Source organism: Desulfotomaculum copahuensis (genome assembly GCF_001655685.1).
GTDB classification, from domain to species: domain Bacteria; phylum Bacillota; class Desulfotomaculia; order Desulfotomaculales; family Desulfovirgulaceae; genus Desulfotomaculum_G; species Desulfotomaculum_G copahuensis.
This window is the reverse complement of record NZ_LYVF01000002.1, coordinates 18,045-42,555: the sequence shown is the minus strand read 5'-3', so window position 1 is coordinate 42,555 and position 24,511 is coordinate 18,045. Positions and strand designations below refer to the sequence as shown.

General features: G+C 61.6%; 18 protein-coding genes. 5 read left to right on the top strand and 13 right to left on the bottom strand.

The annotated features are described in order from the left end of the window. Positions 1 to 67: 67 nt before the first annotated feature. From A6M21_RS00165 to A6M21_RS00155, 4 genes are all read right to left on the bottom strand, one after another. Positions 68 to 1,768, bottom strand: a complete 1,701-nt coding sequence (locus A6M21_RS00165; protein ID WP_066665772.1) for a bifunctional diguanylate cyclase/phosphohydrolase — start codon at positions 1,766 to 1,768, stop codon at positions 68 to 70. A 61-nt stretch (positions 1,769 to 1,829) separates the two neighbouring features. Continuing rightward, complete coding sequence (locus A6M21_RS17655; protein WP_078060263.1) at positions 1,830 to 1,961, bottom strand: cyclic lactone autoinducer peptide; 132 nt, start codon at positions 1,959 to 1,961, stop codon at positions 1,830 to 1,832. After that, positions 1,958 to 2,596 carry an accessory gene regulator ArgB-like protein gene (locus tag A6M21_RS00160; RefSeq protein WP_066665770.1) on the bottom strand — a complete coding sequence of 213 codons (639 nt, stop codon included), beginning with the start codon at positions 2,594 to 2,596 and terminating at the stop codon, positions 1,958 to 1,960. Before A6M21_RS00160 ends, A6M21_RS17655 begins: the two co-directional genes overlap by 4 nt. A gap of 21 nt (positions 2,597 to 2,617) precedes the next feature. Then, entirely contained in the window at positions 2,618 to 3,091 is a 474-nt protein-coding gene (locus A6M21_RS00155) for a hypothetical protein (protein WP_066665769.1), read from the bottom strand. Between the two features lie 425 nt (positions 3,092 to 3,516). On the opposite strand from A6M21_RS00155, the gene nadE reads away from it, so the two are divergent. Next, the gene (gene nadE / locus A6M21_RS19025) at positions 3,517 to 5,655 is read left to right on the top strand and encodes an NAD(+) synthase (protein WP_242868710.1); all 2,139 of its coding nucleotides are present in this window, start codon (positions 3,517 to 3,519) and stop codon (positions 5,653 to 5,655) included. 201 nt (positions 5,656 to 5,856) lie between these two features. Here nadE and A6M21_RS00145 read toward each other — a convergent pair whose 3' ends face one another. Continuing rightward, complete coding sequence (locus A6M21_RS00145) at positions 5,857 to 7,878, bottom strand: CRISPR-associated endonuclease Cas3'' (RefSeq protein WP_066665768.1); 2,022 nt, start codon at positions 7,876 to 7,878, stop codon at positions 5,857 to 5,859. Between the two features lie 253 nt (positions 7,879 to 8,131). On the opposite strand from A6M21_RS00145, the gene A6M21_RS00140 reads away from it, so the two are divergent. After that, a complete protein-coding gene (locus A6M21_RS00140; RefSeq protein WP_066665767.1) occupies positions 8,132 to 8,629 on the top strand; it encodes an HIT family protein in 498 nt (165 codons plus the stop codon). Then, on the top strand, positions 8,629 to 9,804 hold the full coding sequence (locus tag A6M21_RS00135; RefSeq protein WP_066665766.1) for a CaiB/BaiF CoA transferase family protein: 1,176 nt from the start codon (positions 8,629 to 8,631) through the stop codon (positions 9,802 to 9,804). Before A6M21_RS00140 ends, A6M21_RS00135 begins: the two co-directional genes overlap by 1 nt. Positions 9,805 to 10,242: 438 nt before the next feature. Here the strand turns inward: A6M21_RS00135 and A6M21_RS00130 are convergent, their stop codons facing one another. From A6M21_RS00130 to A6M21_RS00105, 5 genes are all read right to left on the bottom strand, one after another. Beyond that, on the bottom strand, positions 10,243 to 10,452 hold the full coding sequence (locus A6M21_RS00130) for a hypothetical protein (RefSeq protein ID WP_151191727.1): 210 nt from the start codon (positions 10,450 to 10,452) through the stop codon (positions 10,243 to 10,245). Between the two features lie 63 nt (positions 10,453 to 10,515). Continuing rightward, positions 10,516 to 13,578 carry a chloride channel protein gene (locus A6M21_RS00125; protein ID WP_066665763.1) on the bottom strand — a complete coding sequence of 1,021 codons (3,063 nt, stop codon included), beginning with the start codon at positions 13,576 to 13,578 and terminating at the stop codon, positions 10,516 to 10,518. 353 nt (positions 13,579 to 13,931) lie between these two features. Next, complete coding sequence (locus A6M21_RS00120; protein WP_066665762.1) at positions 13,932 to 15,299, bottom strand: sigma-54-dependent transcriptional regulator; 1,368 nt, start codon at positions 15,297 to 15,299, stop codon at positions 13,932 to 13,934. Next, positions 15,296 to 17,107 carry an ATP-binding protein gene (locus A6M21_RS00115; RefSeq protein WP_066665757.1) on the bottom strand — a complete coding sequence of 604 codons (1,812 nt, stop codon included), beginning with the start codon at positions 17,105 to 17,107 and terminating at the stop codon, positions 15,296 to 15,298. Before A6M21_RS00115 ends, A6M21_RS00120 begins: the two co-directional genes overlap by 4 nt. Before the next feature lie 344 nt (positions 17,108 to 17,451). Next, a complete protein-coding gene (locus A6M21_RS00105) occupies positions 17,452 to 18,471 on the bottom strand; it encodes an alpha-hydroxy-acid oxidizing protein (protein WP_066665755.1) in 1,020 nt (339 codons plus the stop codon). A 541-nt stretch (positions 18,472 to 19,012) separates the two neighbouring features. On the opposite strand from A6M21_RS00105, the gene A6M21_RS00095 reads away from it, so the two are divergent. Then, the gene (locus tag A6M21_RS00095; protein WP_066665753.1) at positions 19,013 to 19,357 is read left to right on the top strand and encodes a LysO family transporter; all 345 of its coding nucleotides are present in this window, start codon (positions 19,013 to 19,015) and stop codon (positions 19,355 to 19,357) included. After that, on the top strand, positions 19,354 to 19,950 hold the full coding sequence (locus A6M21_RS00090) for a LysO family transporter (RefSeq protein WP_066665752.1): 597 nt from the start codon (positions 19,354 to 19,356) through the stop codon (positions 19,948 to 19,950). Before A6M21_RS00095 ends, A6M21_RS00090 begins: the two co-directional genes overlap by 4 nt. Before the next feature lie 180 nt (positions 19,951 to 20,130). On the opposite strand, the gene glgP is transcribed toward A6M21_RS00090, so the two are convergent. The 3 genes from glgP to A6M21_RS17640 all read right to left on the bottom strand — a co-directional run bounded on the left by glgP (position 20,131) and on the right by A6M21_RS17640 (position 24,222). Then, complete coding sequence (gene glgP, locus A6M21_RS00085; RefSeq protein ID WP_066665751.1) at positions 20,131 to 22,677, bottom strand: alpha-glucan family phosphorylase; 2,547 nt, start codon at positions 22,675 to 22,677, stop codon at positions 20,131 to 20,133. Between the two features lie 223 nt (positions 22,678 to 22,900). Then, positions 22,901 to 23,809, bottom strand: a complete 909-nt coding sequence (locus A6M21_RS00080) for a quinate 5-dehydrogenase (protein WP_066665749.1) — start codon at positions 23,807 to 23,809, stop codon at positions 22,901 to 22,903. Positions 23,810 to 24,063: 254 nt separating this feature from the next. Next, a complete protein-coding gene (locus tag A6M21_RS17640; RefSeq protein WP_078060260.1) occupies positions 24,064 to 24,222 on the bottom strand; it encodes a DUF1540 domain-containing protein in 159 nt (52 codons plus the stop codon). Between the last annotated feature and the right edge of the window lie 289 nt (positions 24,223 to 24,511).

Below are 24,511 nucleotides of genomic sequence, written 5' to 3'. Positions count from 1 at the left end.
TGTCTCGTATCCCCACCAGGGAAGCGGGGGTGGGGGAATGAACCGGATGTTCTTCGTTTCACAAAAATTATGATTCGGGAACGATATCCGGCTGGCGGATCACCGCCGGCAGTTCTTTTTTCCGTACCATTTGGATGAAGGTGTCCAGCATGTCCTGGTCATACAGCCTGCCGGCGCCTCTTTGCATTTCCCGGCAGGCTTCTTCCTCGTTGAGGCGCTTTTTATAAGGCCGGTTGGTGGTGATAGCGTCGAAACTGTCCACTATGCGCAGGATGCGCGCCCCGCGGGGGATGTCTTCGCCGGCCAGGCCGTCCGGGTAGCCGGTGCCGTCCAGGTTTTCATGGTGGTGGCGGATCACCGGCATCACTCCGGTCAGGGAGGTAAGCGGGCGCAAAATTTCACTGCCCCAGACCGGATGCTTTTTGATTATTTCCCATTCCTCGCCGGTCAGCTTGCCCGGTTTGTTCAGGATTTCCGTATCAATTTCGATTTTGCCGATGTCGTGCAGCTGGGCGCTGTGGCGGATTAACTCCACCTCGTCCGGCGGCAGGTTGAGCTTGCCGGCCAGGGCGGTCGCGTAGACGGTCACCCGTTCCGAATGACCGTAGGTATACCGGTCGCGCACATTGATGATGGCCAGCAAGGGCTTGAGGAAATTGATCAGCTCCGTTTCGGACGAGCTCAAGGAACGCAGTTCGTCCACCACGGAAAAATAAAAATGCAGCTTGTTACGCCGTCCGTACTTGGCCTGGTAAAGGGCGTCGTCGGCCGCCTTGATCAGCCCCCAGGGGGTGTGGTCGTGCCAGGGGTAGCCGGCGATGCCCGAAGAAATGGTCAATCTGCCGCCGGGCTGAAATTCCATGCCTTTGAGTGGGGTTTCGGCAACGGCTTTTTTGATCTCGGCGTCCAGAGCGGCGGCTGCTTCCAGATCCGCGCCGGGCATGACCACCACGAACTCCTCCCCGCCGTAGCGGGCGGCGTAAAAGGGCGGTTTAACCAGGTTTTTCAGGATGCCGCCGATGGTGATCAATACCTGGTCGCCGGCCTGGTGTCCGAACAGGTCGTTGTAATGCTTGAAGTAGTCGATGTCCATCATGATCAGGGAAAGGCGGGAGTGGTTTCCCTTGGCCTCCGAAAGGCTGAGCAGCAGTTTGTCCTGGAAGCAACGGTGATTGTACAGATCGGTCAGGCCGTCCACATTGGCCATTTCAATCAGCGCCTCGCGCGTATCCCTCTCTACATTGGTCATGCCGCCGACATACCAGGCGGTGAGCATAATTACCCCGGTATTGACCAGATCCTGTTCAAAAACGAACTGAAAGTTTTTAATCACCGGATTGGAGAGGTCGACGTAAAAAAGCGCCATGCAGGCGAGCGTGGCCACACCGAGGCCGAACTCCTTGCCCCAGGCGGAGGAGGCGATGAGCACCGGAATGAGGAGCACCATCTTCACGCCGAACTGGCCGTTGGCCAGATAGGCCAGGGTGATGCTGGCCGGGATCAGGGCGATGACCAGCAGTACTTCGGCGGCATTGGGCAGGCGATCGATGTCCAGGTTGTAGTAGATTTTGTAGCCGAGGTAAATTAGCATGCCGGCGAGGATAATGATACTGACAAAACCAACCTGGCTTAGCGCATTATTAAAATCCAACAGCTTGATGTTGTAAGCAGAGATTAAAGCGAGAATAAAAATAAGTATGCCGGCACTGTGCAATACATTGACATGTTCAAAAAAATCTTTTTTCCGCTTTTCCTTCCAGTCTCTCATGTCCTCTCCCCGCTAGGAAATATTGGGGGAGGGTTCAATGAACTCCTCCCTCGAAAAAAACTTACTTTTTCAATGTCTGGGGCAATTCTGGTTGATAAAAAAACCAAGCACAGGCCGGGTGAACAGTCAGGTTGGCCACCAGTAAAAGTGAACCGAACAGAGTGCTTAATAGTCCTATGTATAAGCGCTTCATATACTTTCACCTCCTCTTATTAAATTTAAACTAAGCAGCCGGTCCAGCCGGGCAAGCAGCCGGTGGCCGGTGGTAGTCAGTGAGAACACCTGCCAGAGCAGGCCGAACTCCATGGCCAGAATCAGATCCGGTCGCTGATTAAGCAACATTATACTTTGCAACAGGGCCACTGCCACAACTCCCGCCACGGACAGGTGATGCAGGTTGCGGCGGTGGTGCGGAGAGGTGATCGGCTTGGCCGGGGAATCCACCGGCGCCAGGCGCCAGACCACGGGCAAAGAAACCAGCAGGCCGACGGTAATAACAGCCATTAATACGGCCGACGGCAGCAGCGGAGCGCCGGTGGCGGCAATTTTGCCCAGGGCTGGTACGGCCAGTGCACCGAAAATAAGGCAACGCAACGGCGAATTGCTGTGCGCGCCGCCGGAAAAGGAACGCAGCAGGCCAGCCACTAATAAAACGGCCAGTGTTTCAGTCAGACAACCCAGCAGCCAGCCCACCAGCAATACAGCGATTAGGTCGGCCGCAGTCAGGGCGAGCATTTGCAAGCCATAAGAGGCGATTTCCATTTCGTCGGCGGACCGGGAAAGCTTTTCCCCCAGGCGGCCGGTGAACCGGTGTGGCGCGGAGAACATCGCAGCACCCTCCTGTGGCGATTAAGCGGAAAAACCGCCGGCTTTCTTGTTGCGCTGGTTTTTGACCAGGGCCATTACCACCAGTAAAACATCATACGGCAAACTGAACAGGGCGCTTAATCCCGGGCTGGCTGTTACAGTTACATAACTTAAACCGGTTAAATGCAGCAGGGGACTTATATATAAAAATTCCGTAACTCCAACGATCACGAAACACCCGACCACAGCCACCATTACCTTGCTCAATCTGGCGTCGGTGGCCAACCGAACATAGAATGCCAGGGCGAAAATCAAGAGAATCGTATGTACGCCGAAGGCGATGGGCAGCAGGAGCACCAGGTTGGTGGCCGTCTGCAAAAGGGCGACCAATAAGATTTTGCCCGGTTCCAGACGCAGGCCAACGAAACTGAACACGAACATAGTCATGGCCAGGCTTTCGGGAAAGCCCTGGAGCACCATGAGCAGGAAGAAGTTGTGTACCGATTCTTTGAGCATAGTCCGCCCGGTGCAACGCAGACAGTGAGCGGGTGACGGTTTGCCGCGCCCCCGGGGCTTGTCTCCTTTGATGAAAAGTTACTTAAACCGGTGCGGTGACACTTTTCCCGCCGAAACCAAACCAGGCTCCCACATGTCTTTCCTTGAGCATCTTTCATTGCCGGTTGTGTTTACCTATGCCAAAACATTCCCCCGCCCGAACAGGCCGCCCGGCCATACTAACATGTGCTCAAAAATCCAGATAAGCGAAGATATGTCAAAATCAGGCAAATACCTTCCCTTTTCTCGTTTGATCCATCATTTTCGTCACATAGTATGAAATTCCTGCTGAGGAAATAAAAAATTCACAAAAAAATTTGCAAAAATTTTGCCGCCTTGACAGGGGTGCCGGCCGGGGTAAAATAAGGGGAGAGAGGGGTTGTACGATGATCATTGCCATGGCACAGCTCAATCCGACTATTGGGGATCTGGCCGGGAATACGGGGAAGATTGTCAAAGCGGCCGAGCAGGCCCGCCGGGCCGGGGCCGCGCTGGCGGTTTTCCCCGAACTGGCGGTGACCGGCTACCCGCCCCGGGATCTGCTATGCCGGCCGGATTTCCTGCGCCGGGTGGCCCGGGTGCTGGAGGAAACCATCGCTCCGGCCAGCCGGGAAATCCCTTTGCTGCTCGGCGCGCCGGTGGCCGGCGCCCCGGTGGGCGCGGGTTTATCCGGCCCCAACGCCGGTGCGGCTCCGCCCTGTATCCAAAAAGCAGGGGAGGCGCCGCATGGTTTTTCCGCTACCAATCCCGGTGCGGATGCCGGAAATGCGGATGCCGATCATGCGTGCCCGGAAACAAGGGACCGGGCCGGCCGGGGCGTGATCCCGGCCGGCCCGGCCGGCTTCCTTTATAACGCCGCCCTGTTGTATGCCGGCGGCCGGCTGGTTGGGCGGCAGGACAAGAGCCTTTTGCCCGATTATGACGTTTTTGACGAAAGCCGCTACTTTAAACCGGCCGCGGTCAGGGAGCCGGTGTGGTTTGCCGGCCGGCGGCTGGGCGTGACCATCTGCGAGGACATTTGGAACGACAAGGATTATTGGAACCGGCAGCTGTATGAAATCGACCCGGTGGAGGAACTGGCCGCCCGGGGGGCGGAGTTGATCATCAATATTTCCGCTTCGCCCTACCACTACGGTAAGATCGGGCAGCGGGTGGACATGCTGTGCCGCGTTGCGGCCAAACATCGGGTGGGCATTATTTATGTCAACCAGGCAGGCGGCAATGACGAACTGATCTTTGACGGCACCAGCCTGGCGGTGGACGCCCGGGGCGGGCTGGCGGCCCTGGCCGGCAGTTTTGTGGAGGATCTGGTGCTGGTGGATACGGATAGTCTGCTGGCGGGAAAAAGTCCGTCCGCCTCCGTGCCGGAATTAAAATCAGTGGAAACAAAACCGGAAGAGGCGGCGCGGGCACTTGCCAGCCTGCCGGGTGCAGCAGCCGCTGCCGGGGCGGAAACCGGGCCGGCGCGCGTGTTTCCGGCCCGCGAACCTGTTCCCGCGGCGGAAGGCCCGGTGACAAAAAGGAGAACGGATGATGTCCGGGGCGGGACCCGGGGGGCGGGGGATTGGCCGGCGGTTTGCGAAGAAGAATATGACAGCGGGAAAACCAGTGGGGGGGAAAGCCGCGCGGCAGGGGCTGACGCCGGTGGATGCGGTGTACACAAGGCCGGCCGGGCGCATCTGTCCGGGGAGGACATCAGCTATGTCCACCGGGCGCTGGTGCTGGGCATCCGGGACTACCTGCACAAGACGGGTTTTCAAAAGGCATTGGTGGGCTTGAGCGGCGGCATCGATTCCTCGGTGACCGCGGCGCTGGCGGCGGAGGCGCTGGGGACGGAAAATGTGCTCGGGGTGTCCATGCCTTCCCGCTATTCCTCGCCGGGCAGCCGGAACGACGCCCGGGAACTGGCCGCAAACCTGGGCATCGCCTACCGGGAGCTGCCCATCGAGGGCATGTTCGCCGCCTACCTGTCCGCCTTGAACCCGGCGGACCAGCCGGTGGGGGATCTGGCCGAGGAAAACGTGCAGGCGCGCATCCGGGGCAATATTTTAATGTTTATTTCCAACCGGGAGGGTTACCTGACCCTGACCACCGGCAACAAGTCGGAAATGGCGGTGGGCTACTGTACGCTTTACGGCGACATGTCCGGCGGCCTGGCGGTGCTGGCCGACGTGCCCAAGGTGATGGTTTATGAACTGGCCCGCTACATCAACCGGGAGCGGCCGGTGATCCCGCCGGATGTGCTGAGCAAGCCGCCCTCGGCGGAGCTGAGGCCGGATCAGAAGGACCAGGATTCCCTGCCGCCCTACGAAGTGCTGGACGCCATCCTGCACGACTATATCGAAGAAAACAAGCCGGTGGAGGAAATCGCCGCCCGGGGTATTGATCCGGGGCTGGTGACGAAAATCACCGGCTGGATTGACCGGGCCGAATACAAGCGCCGGCAGGCGGCGCCGGGCCTGCGGGTTACTTCCAAGGCCTTCGGCACCGGCCGGCGCATGCCGATCGCCTGGCGCCGCGGGTAAGCGGGCACCCGAATCCGGTTCAAAGTGTGTTTCCGTTTTACTGCCGGGCGTCATGTATGGCCCGGGACGGTTCGAATGGAAAACGCCTGGAAAAACAACCGGGCGTTTTCTATTACCAGTGCTGATGTAATCAAAACATTGCCTGCGAAGGGCCGGTTGCCATCCTGGTGCCGGTGCCCGTGCCGGAGGTGCCGGTGTTTGTCACAACTTTTCCCAGATCACATACTTTTCCGCCGGGCCATCCACCACGGTGAACTCGTGCGGACTGTCCAGGTAGCGGGTGAGTGGTATTTTAATCTGGCGGCGGGCCGCTTCCTCCGGCTCCCCGGCCAGCTCCGGGCGCCATTGTGCGGCCGGGATGACATCAATCATTCTTTCCGCCGCCGGCCACAGCTCAATCAGGGGCGCCGGCCCGTAGCGCACCTCCAGGGGTGAATAGCCGAAAAGAGTGCACCGGCTGAAAACAGCCGCCAGGTTGGTGGCCGGCTGCCGGCCGGCCAGCAGTTCTTCAGTCCCGGTGAGCCGCGTCTGTTCCAACGGCGCGTGAACCGTACCCGTTTCTAGAGTCCTGCCCTGGTCAATGGCGGCGGCACAGTCTTTGTGCATGCCTGCCGGCGGTCCGGGCAAGTCTTTTGCCGGCTTCGCTTTCCGGTCCGGATGTACCGGCCGGGGCGTTTCATTCAGGACCGCCAGGCAGGGCACGCCCATTTCCCGCAGCAGGGCAAGTGCGTCCAGGGTATATTCCCGCGCCCCGGTACCCGGGGCGGGCAGGCCGTCAACAACTACCAACGCCGTGAGCAGGTTGCCCAGGGCATAGTCGGCCTGGCGGAAGCCGTGCACCAGGGCAAAAACCAGGTGATCCACAGTGGCTACCGTTACCGGGCGGGAGAAGATGCGGTCGCCGTATTTGACGGCAAAACCGTTGCCGTTGCCGTTCTGCCGGCCGGCCGGTTCGCCCATGGCCAGGGGGTCGGCCGGGAAGTAGCTCAGGGCGTGGACCAGGCCGGTGTTTTGCGCGCCGCACAGCGCGGCCAGCCGGGCGTGGACGGCGGGCGAGGCCGTTTGGCCGGGGCAGATCCAGACCAGCCGCTCCCGTTGTTTGGCCCGCATCAGGGCCAGCGCGCGGTCCAGGATGGCGTCTATTTGCCCGGGTCCGTCCGGCAGGCCGGAGGTGCCGGGGCCGTCGGCCTGTAAGCTGTCCGGTCCGTTCGCCGGCATAGCTCCGGCCGGCCGGTCCCGGACCGTTTCCCCTTGTGTCAGGCCGGCGGATTGATGCCGGCGGCCCGGGCGGATTCTCTGCGTTGTCGGGGATACCGTTCCAGCCGCCGGGCGGCTTTCCCCGGCCGCGGCTGCCGTCGCAAATGACGGCAGCCGTTGCGGCGGCGCGCCGCTCCATGCGCCGCCGGCACAAACTTCCCGGCGGCGCAGGACGGGCGGTCCGGCCGGCGGCGCCGTCCATTGTGCCCCGTTACAGGCGCAACGGCCGTCATCCGGTTCCGCCACGGTGTCCAGCAGCGCGCCGCAAACCGTGCCTTCCGCCGGGCGGGCCGTGCTGAAAGCCCGGCTGGCCTCCCCGTCACAATGCTTCAAGATGGTGATCGCCAAGGTGTAAACCGCCTTGGTGCGTGCCGTCTCCGGCCACGCCCCGGTCTCCCGCTGCAGGGCGGCCACCGCCGCGCGGATTGCTTCCCGCTCCCCTTTTTCCGGCAGGCCGGCCGGTAAGGGGCGGGCGGTGGATAAAAACAGCCCCCGGCCGTAATGCCGGTAGACGTCCGCATAGGTGTTTAAAAAGGCGGCGATCTCTTCCGTCAGATAGCGCACCCGGGGCAGCAGGTAAAAGCTGTAGTACAGCCGGTCGAAAGGTTGGGTGTGGTGGGACAGGGCCAGCACCTGCACCAGGGTGTCCCACCGGGCGGACAGGCCGGTGCGGACGAGCGGCAGGGCAAAGAAGGTGTGGGAGACGTCACGGTCCAGGGTTTCCTGCCGCAGCCGTTCCTGAAACTCCCGGGTGGCCTTGCCCAGATCATGCAGGAAGACGGCCAGGAACATCAGCTGGCAAAAATCCGGGAACAAAACGTCCTGTTCATTCAGCACGCGCTCCAGCGCCGGCCGGCGCCGGCGCAGGTGCCGGCAGAGGGCCGCCAGGGCGTCGCGGGTGTGCCCGGACAGGGTCTGGTAAATGTCCCGGCCGCGGCGTTTTTTGGCCATCAGCGTTAACGGCATAGTCAGACCTCTTTTGACCTTTTTTCAAAATATACTGCAGTTGATTGAAGAATACAATAACATTTTGGCGGCCGGAAAAGGAATTGCCGCTGCCGGTGCAGAAAAAACTATCACAGACACATCAGGCATCATGCCGTTGTAAAAGGGACGGCCGGCAGGACGGCCTTGTCCGGCAAAAGCGGCGGCTGATTTGACCGGCCGGCGTCCGCTACAGCGACGCCGGCAAGGGACATGAAACAAGGGGGGCATCTTTATGGAGCGCATCTGGGCGCCGTGGCGTACGGTCTATGTGGGCAAGGATCACGGTTCGGGCTGTATTTTTTGCGAGAAGCTCAACTCCAGCGAAGACGAGACCAATTACCTGCTCTGGCGGGGGGATGGGGTTTTTGTACTGCTCAACCTCTATCCATATAACAACGGCCACCTGCTGGTGGCACCCAAACGGCACGTGGGCGATCTGACAGAGCTGAATGCGGATGAACTGCTGGAGATCGGCCGCACCACCCAGCATATGATCCGGCTCTTGCGGGCGGCCTTCCATCCCGACGGCTTTAATGTGGGGGTGAACCTGGGTACCATCGCTGGGGCGGGCATACCCGGGCACTGCCATGTACATATCGTCCCCCGCTGGGGCGGCGACAACAACTTCATGCCCGTGCTGGGGGATGTGCGGGTTATTTCCGAGGGGCTGAACCTGACCTACCGGAAGCTCAAGGAAGCCATGGCCCGGGAACCGGAGGGGGAACACTGATGAGCGCGGCGCTGGAAGGAGTGCGGGTGCTGGACTTGACCAGGTTGCTGCCCGGTCCGTACTGTTCGCTGATGCTGGCCGATTTCGGGGCCGAGGTGATCAAGATCGAGCAGCCCGGCAGGGGTGACTATATCCGCTGGGATCCGCCCTTGAACGGGGATACGGGTGGGGCGTTCCTGCTGCTCAACCGGAATAAGAAAAGCGTCACCCTGAACCTGAAGTCTCCCGCCGGCCGGGAGATTTTTCAAAAGCTGGCCGCCGGCGCCGATGTGGTGCTGGAGGGTTTCCGGCCCGGGGTGGCGGAGCGGCTGGGCATTGACTACGGGACTCTGCAAAAAATCAACCCCGGCCTGGTCTACTGTTCGATTACCGGCTACGGACAGGATGGGCCCTACGCGGACCGGGCCGGCCACGACATCAACTACACCGGCTACGCCGGCGCGCTGGGCCTGACCGGTCCGGCCGGCGGGGATCCGGTACCGCCCGGCGTGCAGATTGCCGATCTGGGCGGCGGCGCCTTGACGGCCGCGGCCGGCATCCTGCTTGCGCTGCTCGCCCGCCAGCGCACGGGCCGCGGGCAGTACGTGGACATCTCCATGCTGGACGGCGTGGTTTCCTGGCTGCCCATTGCCGCCGGCCACCTGTTTGCCGGCGGTGACGCCCAGCGGCGGGGCGAAACGCGTCTTACCGGCCGTTATGCCTGCTACGGCGTCTACCGCACCGCCGACGGTGCCCACCTGGCCCTGGGGGCGCTGGAGGAGCAGTTTTGGGCGAAAATTTGCCGCCTCTTCGGCCGGGAGGAATTCATACGCTGGCAGTTTGCCGAAGAGCGGCAGGCGGAGATGCGCGCACTTTTGGAAGAGCAATTCGCCGCGCGCACGCGTGCACAGTGGGAAGAACTGCTGCCCGGGCTGGACGCCTGTCTGACCCCGGTGCTGGATTTGCCGGAAGTGTTTGCCGACCCCCAGGTGCGGCACCGGCAGATGGTGCTGGAAATGGACCATCCCCGGCTGGGTAAAATCAAACAGCTGGGCTTTCCGGTGAAACTGTCCGCCACCCCCGGACAGTTGCGCCTGCCGCCGCCGGAACTGGGCCAGCATACCCGGGAGATCCTGGGGCAACTGGGCTATGGCACGGAAGAGATGGACCGGCTGGCTGAGTCCGGAGCAATTTGAGGCATGCCGGGGTGAAACCCCGTACCGGCTGCCGGGGACACGGAGCCGGCCCCGGGAAAGTGGATTTGACGCGTTATCCGCCGGTTTGCGAACGTGAACATTTTACCGGGCATCCTTCCAATGACAAGAAACCTCAAGTGAAAAAGCCCCTGGCATTGTTTTGGCGGAGATTCAGGCAATGTGTTACCGTAAATGTCTTTCGAGTATACGTTCCCGGTATTAAAGTCAAAAACGACTTTGCCGTGCGGCCAAATAGGCGGGGTCGATCCGTTTACGGATCGACCCCGCTATTTTAAGGGTAGTTTGGGGGCATAATTTTTATGGGTTAAAGCGGCCGTCAATGCGTCCGGCCATCCGGTACGGACGCTTTTCGCCAGGCGGCTGCTCAGGCCGGCCGGACTGTTGCTTTTTCATGCTCCACCGCTTCCGGGTGCGGCTTCAGGCCGTACGCAACGTTTCCGGTGCGGCTTTGCTTTCCGTGCGGTTCAGGGCGGTATGGCAGCGGCAGCAAACGGGTCCGGACAGGCCCGGCGCCACCCATTGCCGCTGGCCGCAGGAGGCGCAGCAAATAATTTTCCCCGCCAGGAAGCGGATTAACTGGGCAATCAAGCACCCTCCGGCAAACCCGGTCAATATATAAAACAACACTGTTCAATCCCCCCGGTGGCCAGCAGTGCTGGCGCATGAACTGCAGACAAGGCAATATATACTTTAACTCAGTTCCACCTGGTAGTCCATTTGTCTGTTGCCGGCCATCTCCGGTGCCAAGCCGGTTTCAATTTCTTCCGCCAGCGCTGCCGGGCGTGGTTTCCCCCAGGGGGAAACGTCCAGTGCCTCCGGCGGGCAGTAGATCAGGCCGATTTCCGGGGCGGCCATGGCCATGGCGGTGCTCACGGAAAGATCTTCTTCACCGTAAATCCGTCCGGCGGAGCGGGTTTCCGCCGCCGGTACGCGCCGCCGCCGCCTGTTCGTCGCCGGTTCCGGGGGCGGCGCGGGGTTGCAGTCATCCAGGTAATAACGCAGGTCTATTTCCGTGGCCGCCAGGATACTGGACGATTCCAGCGACGGCCAGGGCAGGCTGTTCCAGAGCCGGCGCAGGAAGGCGCCGGTCCGGGTGAGGGCGCCGCCTGCCGGCCGGGCGGCATCGTCCGCTGCGGCGGCGTGGCCGCCGCTGTTTTCCGTCCGGCCCGTGTCCGCCGGTATGGCGAGGGAGTCCGGCAGCGGCTTGCTGGTCGGTTGGGGTACTCCCGGCAATGTTTTCACTTTGGCCGGATGGGGCAGCTGCTGTTTTCCGTCCTTTTCCGCCATCACTGCCGTCTTGCCGGCCGCCTTTTCCAGCGGTTTAATGTTTTGCACCGCAGATCCCCTGCCTTCCTTGTTTTTTGCGGTTGGAACACCTGCCAGCGCGGCCGGCGTTTGCCGTCTCGATACCATGACACTGGTCCCGGTATCCGCCGGCGGGGATGGAGCGGATTGAACTTTCCGGTCCGGGTCCGTCCCGGCGCGCCGGGCGCTTGATCCCTTCCGGCCGCCTTCCGCCGCCTGCTTTTCAGGTATGCTTGCGGCTGCTTCCGGTGTATTTGCCTCAAGCCGGCCGGCCGGCGCTTGCACTTCCGGTTCTGCCGCCGGTTTTGCATACCCGCCGGTGGCCGGTGTTTTTGCCGGTAAGGGGCGGACGACCTTCTTTTCCGGCGTCCGGAGCGCCGCCGGTTCCGGTCCGCCGTTTGCTGCGCCGGTTGTCGTGACGGTCGGTGCGCGCCGCGCGACGGCTGCTTTCATTTCCGCGCCGGCCGCCTTTTGCCCGGGTGCCGCCCGGTCCGGCACCGCAAGCGGCATTCCGGTCTCCCTCCCCGGTTCTCCGTCCGTCCGGACGGCCGCCGGCGCCGCCGTCCGGGGCTGGAAGTTATCCAGCATGCCGTCCTGCCGGTAATAGTGCATGCTCACTTCGGTGGCGCTGGTGATGTGCGGAAGCAGTTCCGTGGCGGGAGCCGCCTCCTCCTTTCCGGCCAGCACGGTGCGCGCCACCCGTTCGATATCCTGGTTGTAGGCGCGGATCAGATCATTGCGGCCCACGATGCCCAGCAGCCGGCCGGGGTTGTCGTCATCCACCACCGGCAGGCGGTTTACGCCGTAGCGGTCGATTTTGCGGGCGGCGTCCTGCAGTGTATCCCGCGGGCTGATGGTCACCAACTGGCGCGCCGCCACGTCAATCAGCGGCGCCTGGGCTTTGCCCTCCCGGAGCAGCCGGCGCACGTCGTTGATGGTGATCATGCCCAGCAGGGCGCCGGTTTCACCGAGCACCGGGAAGCCTTCATAGGGTTTGAACACCATGGCGGTGAAGGCGTCCCGCACGGTCATGTTATAGGGCAGGGTGTCCACGCTGCAGACCATGGCGTCTTTGACCAGCAGGTTTTTCAAAATATCGGAGCGCCGGGCGTTGGCCACGTCCAGGCCGCGCTGGATCAGCTTGGCCGTGTACAGCGTTTCGGCGCTCAGCGCCCGGGAGGTGTAGGCCGCCACCACGCTGGTGATGGCCAGCGGAATGATCAGGTGAAAGTCTTTGGTCATCTCGGACATCATCACGATACCGGTCAGCGGCGCCTGGGCGAAGCCGCCGAAAGCGCCGGCCATGCCGACCAGGGCGTAGGTGGCCGCAGGTGAAGTGAATCCCGGCGTCAGGTGGTGGATGGCGATGCCCATCGCGCCGCCCAGCATGGCGCCGGTGAACAGTCCGGCCCGGTAGCCGCCGCCGGTGGACCAGGCGCCCATGGTCAGGGCCACGCTGAACAGCTTCAAAATCAGCAGCAGGATCATCAACGACGGAATCATCAGCTTGCCGGTGAGCACCAGGTCGATGCCTTTGGTGCCGCGGCCGAAGGAGAGCGGTACGGCGTAGCTGATCAAACCCATGGCCAGCCCGCCCAGCACCGGGATGAGCAGCTGCCACTTGCCCTTCAGGTGGCCGCGCAGTTCCTTGAACACCGCTTCGGATTTGAAGACCACTTTCACGTACAGCACACCCAGCACGCCGCACAAAAGGCCGAGCAGGACGTACCAGAGCAGTTCGTCCGGACTTTTGAAAACAAAGGCGGGCGCGGTGAATTTGGCCACATTGCCCACGAAGCCGCGGTAGACCACCGCCGCTGTGGCCGATGAAATGACCACCAGGCTGAAATAATTCAGGTTGAATTCGCCCATGATCACTTCAAAGACCAGGATCGCCCCGCCCAGCGGTGTGTTGTAGTTGGCCCCGACCAGGGCGGCCACGCCGCAAATAACCAGCAGTTTGATTTTTTGTTCCGAAAGGTGCAATTTTTGGCCGATCATGGCGCCGATTTCCAGGCCCATCTGCACGATCGAGCCCTGTTTGCCGGCCGCCCCGCCGGCGCCGATGCAGACCGCGGCGGCCAGGGAACGGGCGGCCACGACGCGCGGCCGGATGCGCCCGCCCCGCAGGCCGATGGCCTCAATCACGCCCGGTACGCCGTAGCTGCTGCGGGCGTCGCTGGTGAAGTAGTAGTTGAGCAGGCCGATGATCAGGCCGCCCGCCACCGGAACCAGGATGATATAACCCGTGTTCAGGTAGGCGCTGTGAAAAATGGAAAATGTATGACTGCCCTGGTCGGTGAAGAGCCAGCGCAGGAATCTGACCAGATGATAATAGCCCACGGCCAGCAGGCCGCCGGTCAGGCCGATCAAAACAGAAAGGCCGAGCAACAGGGGTTGGTCCGAACTGCTTACCCTGCCGGCAATCGTCTTTGATAGTGTAGGCATTGCAAATCCCCCTCCTTGATGACCGGTTTTCTTTCTTCCTCCGGACAGGAATGCTTCAGCTCGGGCGATCACCCCCGGCAGATTGTTCTCAATGGATCGTTCTATTTGGATCAAAGAGCAAAAACCGTACCAATACAAAAAGACTGGGCTGCAAGCTGCAGTCCAGTCTTTTTGCGGGTTCACCGGATTGTCGGAGGATGGTGATAATAAACGCGTGAGCAAAAAATCCCCGCCAGTTGGCGCCGGTTTGGCGTGGAACATCCCGCGTTCCGGGAGGCTGCCCGTTTGTGAGCGCGTTCACAGGCGGGTGCGGGCAACTGCCCGCCGGTGTGCGGGAAGTTGCCCGGATGGTTTTATTCAAGCAGGCCGAGCTGCTTGATCTTGTCATAAAGGGAACGGCGGCTGATGCCCAGTTGCTGGGCGGTGACCGTGCGGTTCCAGTTGTTGTCCTGCAGCGCGCTGAGGATGATTTGGCGCTCCACGTCCATGAGCATTTCTTTTAGAGTCATCCGTCCCCGGTGGGCGGCCAGATCCAGACCCTTGCCGGCGGCCTGCACGTTGAAAGGCAAATCGTCGGCGGTAATCACCGGACCGGTGGCCATGACTACCATCCGTTCACAGACGTTCTGCAGCTCCCGCACGTTGCCCGGCCAGCTGTAGTTTTGCAGCATCTGCATGGCCTCCGGGGAAAACCCCTGGGTTTTTTTATTCAACTGGCGGTTGCTTTTATTCAGGAAGTAAGCCACCAGTTCGGGTATGTCCGTCTGTCTTTCCCGCAAGGGGGGCATATGAATGGAAACCACATTCAGGCGGAAGAAAAGATCTTCCCGGAAGGAGCCTTCTTCCACCGCTTTTTGCAAATCCTTGTTGGTGGCGGCCACAATGCGCACATCCACCTTGATGATTTCATTGCCGCCCACCCGTTCATATTCCCGGTCCTGCAGCACGCGCAGGATCTTGGCCTGCGTCCCCTGGCTCATTTCACCGATTTCATCGAGAAAAATGGTTCCTTTGTTGGCAATTTCAAATTTGCCCAGCTTGCGGTTGCCGGCGCCGGTGAAGGCGCCCTTTTCATGGCCGAAAAGCTCGGTCTCAAGCAGGTTTTCCGGGATCGCCGCGCAGTTGATCTTGATGAAAGGCTGGTTCTGACGGCTGCTGTTCTGGTGGATGGCCCGGGCGACCAGTTCCTTGCCCGTGCCGCTTTCCCCCTGGATGAGCACGGTGACATCAGTGTCCGCCACCCGGCCGATGGTTTTGTAGATTTCCTGCATCTGGGCGGACTGGCCGATCAGCGCCCCGCCCGGTTCCTGCTGGCCCAGTTCCCGCCGCAGGGCGTCCACTTCCGAAGTGAGCTTCTGCATGGTGGCCGCTTTTTGCAGTACCAGCAGCAGATCGTTCAGTTTGAATGGCTTGACGATATAATCAAAGGCGCCCAGCTTCATGGCCTGGATGGTCACATCGGTGCTGCCGTAGGCGGTCATTAAAATCACCGGGGTCTGGTTGCCGGTGCGGTGGATGAATTCCAGCACTTCCACGCCCGTCAACTCCGGCATGCGGTTGTCCAGCAGCACTGCGTCCGGGTGCAGGCGTTCGATTTTGGTCAGCGCTTCCCGGCCGTCTTTAGCCGTTTCCACCCGGTAGCCCTCACCGGTCAGGGTATCCTCCAGCATTTCGCGGACTACTTCTTCATCGTCCACAACCAGGATCAATTTCCCGTTCATGCGTTTTCACCTCCGGCGGGTTGCAAATAAATACGGAATGTGGTGCCCCGGCCAGGCGTGCTGTGCACTTCGATGCTGCCGCCGTGGGCCTTGACTATTTCATGGGTGATGGTCAGCCCCAGTCCGGTGCCCCGGGCGCGGGTGGTAAAGAACGGATCGAACAGATGGGGCAGATCGGCCGGGGCAATGCCCGGTCCCGTGTCGCTGATGTCGATGTAGAGCATGCCGTCCGCCAGTCCGGTGCCCACAGTCAGCCGGCCGCCTTCAGGCATGACCTGGTAGGCGTTGAACAGGATGTTTTTTAAAGCCTGCTCCATCTGCGCCGGATCCATGCGCGCCGGAGGCAGGTTGGGGGACAGTTCCCGGATTACCGTCACTTTGTCCCGGCTGGTTTCCAGGAAAAACTGCAGGGAGGTTTCCACCAGCGAGTTCACATTGCCGTGCACGAAGCGGGCTTCCGCCGGCCGGGCGAAAAAGAGCAGTTTTTCCACGATCATGTTCAGCCGGTTGATTTCCCGGTTGATATTGCGCCAGGAACGGGGGGACGGATTCTCCGCCTTTTCCAGGTATTCGGTGTAGCCGCTGATCGAGGTCAGCGGGTTGCGGATCTCATGGGCCACCCCGGCCACCAGCTTGCCCAGGGCGGCCAGCCTTTCCTGCAGGTGCACCTGCTGCTGCAGGCGGATGCTCTCGGTGATATCCAGGCAGTTGAGCACGGCGCCGACCGTCCGCCGCCGGCCGTTGATCAGGTGGGCGGTGCTTACCAGCAGTTCCCGGGTGCCCTGCTCGTAGGGCGTCCAGGAAAGGCGCTTTTCCTTGAGCAGCTCGCCTTTGTTCAGGGCGTCCCGCAAAATTGCGGGAAAAGGCGCGCCGGGCGGGAAGGCCTCATCCACGCTGCCGCCCAGGCAGCCGGCGTTCAAGCCGAGAATGCGGTGGGCGGCCGGGTTGGCCGTAATGACCAACCCGTCGTTGTCCACGGCCACCACCGCGTCACTGATTGAGGCCAGGGCAATCTCGTTGAATTTCTGCGCCTTGACCAGCTGGGTGGAAAGATGGTTGATTGCGTCGACGATATCCCCGAACTCGCCCGTGCCGCCGGTCAAGGTATGGTTGAGATCCCGCTCCAGCGTGCGCAGGCCGGCTTTGATGTTGTGCACGCCGGCGATGAAATTGCGGATCAGCACCACCGAGCCGCCCAGGCCGAGCAGCAGGGAAAGCAGGATTACCGCGTAGGCGTCGTGCTTGATGGCGTTGACCTTATCCTGGATGCCGGTCAGATTGAGGTTTTCCGTGCCCCAGATCAGCCCTTTGACCTGGCCGTTGAGCACAAACGGCTTGTAGATTTCAATTACGGTGCCGTCGCGCCGGCCGTTGATGTTCATCAACTGTTTCTCGGTGTCCCGGTTGATTTCCTCCTGCATGACGGGGAATCGTCGGCCCAGGTAATAGCCGGCGGTGCCTTTGACAATCATGGTATGCAGGTCGTAGGAATAAAAACCGACCTCCAGCTCGGGAAATTCCCGGGTGTTGGCGGAAACAAAGTTTTTCAGGGTATTGTTCAGGAACTGGGTCTGTTCCCGGGAGGCATCGCCGGAAGAACCGGCCGGCAGGTGCGTCATATCCCGGGCCAGTGTCTTGTCCAGGCTGTCCACCAGAGTGCTCAGTTTAACCCGCTGGTGCTGAACCAGGTACTCCTCGGCGTGGTTGATCTGCAGCAGCATGTAGCCGGTGAGCAGCACCGGCAGGGTCAGCAGGGCGACGATCAGCAGCAGCAGTTTGTTGCGCCTGCCCCATTGCGCTATGGGCATGGCTCTCACCCGTTTCTAGCGTAGTCCGTTTTAATATTTCGCCCGGCCCGGCCCGGCGCTGCCGTCCGGCGTGCATGTACCAACCGGTGCGCCCGCTCCGGACGGCGGTGCCTTTTTGTGTCCCGGCCGGATCAAAACGGTCTGCCGAATTTTACTGCAATCCCCGCTAAGTCGGACACTTCGGCCGTGGGCAATATTCCGGTCACGGCCGGATGTGCCGGCGGGTCTGTTCAATTTGGCAGCCGGTATGATCAAAACGGCCCCGGCTACAGTAAAGATGCCTTGTTGCATAACCGGTACCGGTATGGGAACTTCGGGAATTGCCCGTTTGCGCCGGGCCGTGCTCAGCCGGCGACGTGCAGGACGCGGTCGTCAATATCCGGCAGGCAGTCGCAGCCGGTCAGAATCATGGCCTGCTTCAACTCATTAGTATACCTTTCCAGCACCATTTGCACCCCGGCGGCGCCGCCCCCGAAGGCGCCCCAGACCAGCGGCCGGCCCACCAGCACGGCGTCGGCCCCCAGGGCGAGCAGCTTGAGCACATCCACGCCGGAGCGCACGCCGCCGTCGGCCAGCACGGTCAACCGGCCCTTGACCGCCCGGGCGATCGCCGGCAGCACTTCAGCCGCGCCCGGCGTGTGGTCCAGGATGCGCCCGCCGTGGTTGGAGACCACAATCGCGGCCGCGCCGGCGTCGGCGCAGAGCAGCGCTTCATCAACAGTCATAATGCCTTTGATGATCAATGGCAGGCTGGTGGCGGCCACCAGTTCCTTTAATTCGGCGGCCGGTTTCGGGCCCACCGGTTGGCCGAACAGGGCCATGGTGACCAGTCCGGCGCCGTCCACATCCATGCCTGCCGCCGGCACGCCGGTCGCTTCGGCGCGGCGCAGCCGCTCGATGACGGCCGCCTGTGCGCGCGGCTTGATCACCGGGATGCCGCCGCCCGCGGCAGTAATCGCTTCCAGGCCGGCGTTGTAGTATTCCGGGTCGCCGCCGTCACCGGACATGCCCAGCGTGCCCGCCTGGCGGCTGCCTTCCATGATCATGCCGATGAAATCCTTTTCCGTCAGAGCGCCGCCCATATTATAAGAAACACCGGTCATCGGGGCGGCCAGGACGGGCGTGGACAGCTCCCGTCCGAACAGCCGGCAGGTGGTGTCCGGGTTTTTGGCCGCATGCAGCGTACGCATGTTCAGCCGGCGGGCGGCCAGCGCCTCCACATTGGCCCGGAAGGAGGCGCCGGTGCCCGTGCCGCCCATGCCCGGCACTTCGCCGGCGCAGGCGCGCCCGTCGCAGACGGGGCAGACCCGGCAGAAACCCTTTAATTTTTCCCGTGCGTTATTGCGTAATTCCTTCCAATCCATAAGAATGAGCCTCCTTTTTAAAACGTGACATTAGCGGGGGTCACCGGAGCGACCGCGACGTTCCGCGTATTCTTTGCAGCGGGGCGGAGGGCCGTAAGGAATTGCCGGAGCCGTCCCGGTGTGGTCAAGCAAAGCGTTATTTATCAATTCACCGGCCGTTTGGTCGCCGGAGCGCACCCGGAGCGCAAGGTTGCCATATCGCGTGCTGTTTAATGCACGCCGGGCACCGCGGCAGGCGGGTTTTTCCAGTCCGGTGCGGACCGCGCCGGTTTGTACGCGGCAAACCGGGCACCGCATTTGCCGCATGGTCCAAAACCTATTTTATATTCGCGCTCCGGTTGCAAAATTCCTGCCCGCTTCCGCTGGATATGATTGTACGGCATGGCGGCACCAAACATGGTTTATTTTGGCCGGCCGGCATCTTCTAATGCCGGTTGTGATGTGTTAAAATTAAATATATTGACATTTGACACGGTTGCAGCCGTGGTGAAACGCCGGGGGGAACGCCCTGCGGGCGGGAGCCGGTTCGGGGGGTACCGCAGTGAGTCTGTTGTTGTTTTTTCTGCTGACCGGGGTGGCGGTGGGTTATATTCGCCCCCTCCCCGCCGGCGGGGCGAAAATCAACCAGCGCATTATACTGGCCGGGCTTTTTGTCCTGCTGGCTTCGATGGGCGCGCAGCTGGGCGCGAATAAAATGCTGCTGCGGCATCTGGATCAAATGGGCCTGCAGGCGCTGGTGCTGGCCGGCGCCAGTGTGGCCGGCAGCGTTTTGCTGGTTCAGGCCGCTCACCTGTTGTACAACCGCCGGCGGACCGCCCGGACGGCAAAAACGGCCGGGACGGCCGGGAAAACAGTTTTGTCCGGCGGGGAGGAGGATGGGCAATGACCGGATTGATCATTGGCGCCGTGCTTTTCGGCGCGGCGGCGGGGCGCTGGCTGCTTCCTGCCGGTTGGGCTGGCGGTTTGGACAGCGTGACTACTGTTTCATTATGTATCCTGCTTTTGGGCGTTGGACTGGATTTGGGCAGCCGGCGGGATACCTGGCGGCGCATTCCGTCCCTGGGGCTCAAGGCGCTGCTGGTTCCGGCGCTGGTGGCCGCCGGCAGTGTGGGCGGCGCCGCGGCCGGCGGTTTTCTGACCGGGTTGCCTTTTAACGAAGCCGGCGCTATCGGCGCCGGCTTTGGTTGGTACAGTCTTTCCGGGGTGTTGCTGGCTAAAATATACAATGTGCAAACCGGTACGCTGGCTTTTTTGACCAATGTGGCCCGGGAGCTGCTGGCTTTTCTGCTCATTCCCCGGTTGGCCGCCCGGTTGGGCAAACTGGCGGCCGTGGCACCAGGGGGGGCCACCACCATGGATACCACCCTGCCTTTGATTGCCCGGGTTACCGACGCGGACACCACAGTAATCGCGTTTATCAACGGCAGCCTGCTGTCGGCGCTGGTGCCCGTGCTGGTGCCGCTGCTGATCAAGCTTTGAAGCGGGATGAACCGCCGGCGCGTATCTGCGGGGCGGTTTCACGGCAATCCTCGAATTGTCTTACCGGGGCCGCCTTGTGCATACCGGCGGCCGGCGTTATCGCCGGCCGCCGGATGGTGTTTCAGCGCCGGTATGCCTTCCTCAGGGAATGACAACTGCGTAAAACCGGTCCGGGTTGTGTTAGAAATTCGGCGCCCAGGTGACCAGCGGGATTTCGAAGATGTGCGCCAGATCCGGATGGTAGGGGCGCACGCGCACCGTGTAGCCGTACGTGCCCTGGGGCAGGTCCAGGGCGGCGGCGTAGCGGTAGCTGCCGTCCGGCAGCTGCTCGATCATGGTCATGGCATTGTGGCGGATGTTGTACATGCCGCCTTCATCCACGCCGCCGTAAGCCACTTCCACGCTCACCTCCGTCGGCGTCAGCCCGCCCAGCGTCACATTGGCCTCCAGCTTGAGCTGTTCGCCTATATTCAATGTTTTCACATCGCCCGCCTTGATGCCGGTAATGGCCACGCCGGGCCACTTTTCCAGCACCTGCTGTTTGTAAGCGTGCAGTTGGGCGGCCACGGCATAGTTATTCCGGGTGAAATGGCTGTTGCGCCGGATGGCCGACACGTAAAAACGTTCGCAGTATTCCTTGACCATGCGTTCGGTGCTGAAAACCGGCGGTATGGTTTCCAGGGAGCGCTTCATGGTTTCCACCCAGGCCCGCGGTACACCCGCTTCGTCCTGATCGTAGTACAGGGGGATGATCGTTTCCTCCAGCAGGGCGTAGAGGGAATAACAGTCGTCCCGGTCCTGGCTTTCCTCGTCCGGGTAGGCCCTGTTTTCACCGATGGCGAAGCCGTTTTCCCCGTTGTATGCCTCCGGCCACCAGCCGTCCAGCACACTGCAGTTGAGCACTCCGTTGACGGCCGCCTTTTGTCCGCTGGTGCCGCTGGCCTCAAGCGGGCGGCGCGGTGTGTTCAGCCAGACGTCGACCCCCTGCAGCAGCCGGCGGGCCAGGCCGATATCGTAATTCTCGAGCAGGACGATGCGTCCTTTAAAAGGCTCCTGCTGGGTAAGGTCGAATATCTGTTTGATCAATTCCTGGCCCGGACGGTCGGCCGGGTGCGACTTGCCGGCAAAAATGAACTGCACCGGCTGCACCGGATCGGAAACCAGCCGGGCCAGGCGTTCCCTGTCCCGCAGCAGCAGGTTGGCCCGCTTGTAGGTGGCGAACCGGCGGGCGAAACCAATGGTCAAAACTTCCGGGTCCAGGTAGTTTTCCACTTCCCGGATGCGCTGGGCCGGCTCCTGGTTGTGCAGGCGCTGTTCGCGGATATTGGCCCGGGCCGTTTGAATCATCTTTTCCTTCAATTTGTTGTGTGTTTCCCACAATTCCTGGACCGGGATATCGGATACCCGCACCCAGGTTTCCATGATGCAGCTGTTTTCCCGCCAGCCCGAAGCCAGGTAGCGGTCGAAAAGCTGCTGCATTTCCGGGGCCAGCCAGGTCTGGTTGTGAACGCCGTTGGTGACGGAGGAAATGGGCACTTCCTCCAGGGGGATGCCGGGGTAAAAGCGCTGGAACATCTCCCTGGTCACCCGGCCGTGCAGGCGGCTGACGCCGTTGCAGTAACTGGACAGGCGCAGGGCCAGCAGGGTCATGTTGAACTGCCCCCCGGCCTCGTCCCAGCCCAGATGAAGAAAGGATTCCCGGTCCAGATGCAGCTGGCTGTATAAATAACTGAAATACCGGTCAATCATTTCGGCGCTGAAAACGTCATGCCCGGCCGGCACCGGCGTATGGGTGGTGAACAGCGTGTTCGCGCGCACGGCTTCCATGGCTGTATTTAGTTCTACGCCCTCCCGGACCATCTCCCGCAGCCGCTCGATGAGCAGAAAGGCCGGATGGCCTTCATTGATGTGCCAGGCACAGGGATGAATGCCCATTTGCCGCAGCGCCTTGACCCCGCCGATGCCGAGCAGGATTTCCTGGGAAATGCGCGTTTCCCGGTCGCCGCCGTAAAGCTGGCCGGTCAGCGCCCGGTCTTCCGGGTTGTTGCCGGGTACGTCGGCGTCCAGGAAGTAGATCTGCACCCGCCCCACCTGCATGCGCCATACTTTTAAATAGACCTGGCGGCCGGGCAGGTCCACCGGGATGATCAGTTCGCTGCCGTCCGGATTGGTCACCGGCACCACCGGCATCTGGTAGAAATTCAAAAAGGGGTAGAGCGCCTCCTGCCAGCCGTCGCGATTGATATGCTGGGTGAAATAGCCGTTTTTATAAAGCAGCCCCACGCCGACAAAGGGCAGCCCCAGATCGCTGGCCGACTTGCAGTGGTCGCCGGCTAAAAGGCCGAGACCGCCGGAGTAGGTGGGATGTGATTCATGCACGCCGAATTCGGCGGAAAAATAGGCGATCACCCGGTCCTGCAGCTCGTGATACTGGCATTCAAACCAGGTTTCATTGGACAGGTAATTGTCCAGGTCTTTCATCACCCGCTCGTACTGCGCCAGGTAATCGTCATTGCCGGCGGCCCTTTCCAGTTCCTCCTGGCTGACGCTGAGCAGGAAAAGCACCGGGTTGTGCTTGACCTGTTCCCAAAGGGTGTGGTTGATCCGGCTGAACAGCTGCTGTGCCTGCGGCTGCCAGCTGAACCAGAGGTTGTAGGCCAGCTGCTGCAAACGCCGGATTTTTTCCGGCAGCTGCGGCACGACGGAAACAGTGCGGTAAAAGTACATATTTTAACCTCGCTTCAGTCTTTTAAGTAATTATATTCATTTAAAATTAGCGTTTTCCTTCGTAACGGGGAGGAATATGTTGATTAAATTCCGGTTAAGCCGGCCGGGAGTCGTGTATACCGGTTACAGCCCGGTGGTATGGCGGGCGGCGTCCGGGCCGGCCGGTTGCCGCGATCGCGGGAAGGGATGGAAAACCCGGTTTACGGTGCGTGTCGAATAGGAATCAGTTCAGCCGGGTGATGCCGGGGGTCAGACCAGCCTTTTGGAGCAGCGGCGGGTACAGGGCGGGGTCGATTTCCGCCGGCGCCATGTCCAGCAGGGCCACGCAGACGGCTTCCAGCACGTTGGCGCCGAAAGAGCGGCCGGCCATTTCCGGGGCGGTGGTGACCAGCCAGCGCACGCCCCGGGCGGCCAGTTCCCGCCGGTCGGCGGCGGTGACCGTGCTGGTGAGTACGCATTTGCCGTCCAGCCGGGGCGGCAGGTGGCGGCGCAGAAAATGAAAATCCCCGGCCAGGATGTCGGCGCGACGGTAAAGGGACTGGAAGCGGGGCCGGATTTGCTCCTGCCGGCGGCCGGTGGGATAGAGCAGGCCGATGGGCAGCCGGCAGAAGAGCGGTGCGGCAGCTGCGGCGGCCAGGGCGAACAGGCGCAGCGAGGTGAAGGGGAGCGGCAGGCCCAGGGCAAAGGCGGCGTCACCGATGAGCAGGCGGCAGCCGGCGGCGGCCAGCGCCTCGGCCAGCGGCCAGCGGTCCAGAACGGAGGAGAAAAGCACCGTTTGCCCGGGGCGCGGCCAGCCCAGTTGTTTTTGCAGCCGGGGCACGATTTGCCTTTCCCAGCTTGCTTTGATGCCGCTGCCGTCCACCAGGGGGGTGCGACGCACGGCGGCGGCCAGGCGGATGCCGTCTTTTAACGGATAGCGCCGGCGGCCGGCGGTGAGGTAAAGATTCACCCCGCCCAGGGCGAGCACATCCACCCGGCCGTCCAGCTCCCGCAGCCAGCTGGCGGCCCGCGCCGGGTCGCCGTCCGCGCCACGGCGCTCCACCAGCAGGTGCCGGCCCAGCAGTTCCATTTCCACCCGGTGATCCCGCTGTGACGAGCCCAGACTGACACTGACCACGTGTTTGGCTTCCATGGAAGCTCTCCTTTCCGTTGTACCCCGCACAAATAACCGTCCGCCAGGCGGGGCTTCGCAGGCGGGGTGTACAAGCGTTTACCTCAAAGGCGGCCTCGCAAGCTGCTTTACCGCTGCCATGCCGGCTGCCGGGCGGGTATGACGGTGTTTTTAAGGCGGGTATCTCCCGCCTGATTTGTTCCGGACGGATTAATGCGCCCCCGGGCACAAAAATCCACCCGCGCGGCAAGGGCGCGGGTGGATTACAGACCGCCTTACGCTTTTGGAGCAAAGGTGTCGCAGCAGGTGTGTTCCGACTGGCTGGCCTGTTTGTTCATCACCGAAGAGCGTACCTCAATGCCACCGTCGGCCAGGCATTCCTTGTTGCTGTTGTGCACGCATTCTTCAATATGGCATTTGGATACTCTGGACATATTTCTCACCTCCTCGGTAGCTTAGTATACCCGGGAGGTGGCGATTTATAAAGGCACATGCCAAACCGGCGCAGGCACAGGCCCGATCACGCCCGGCGCGGAAGTGAAGATTTATTAAGGCGTTTGAAAACCCGCGACTTGCTAGCCGGTGAACGGAACGCCGGTTGCCGGATGGTGAGTGCTTGAAACAACTGTTCTGCGGCCTGTCCAATAGCGGGGTGGTTTGCTGCAGCAAGGGATAATATGCATTTACATATGATGTTCCGTATTATGTTTAAAAGCAGCTTTG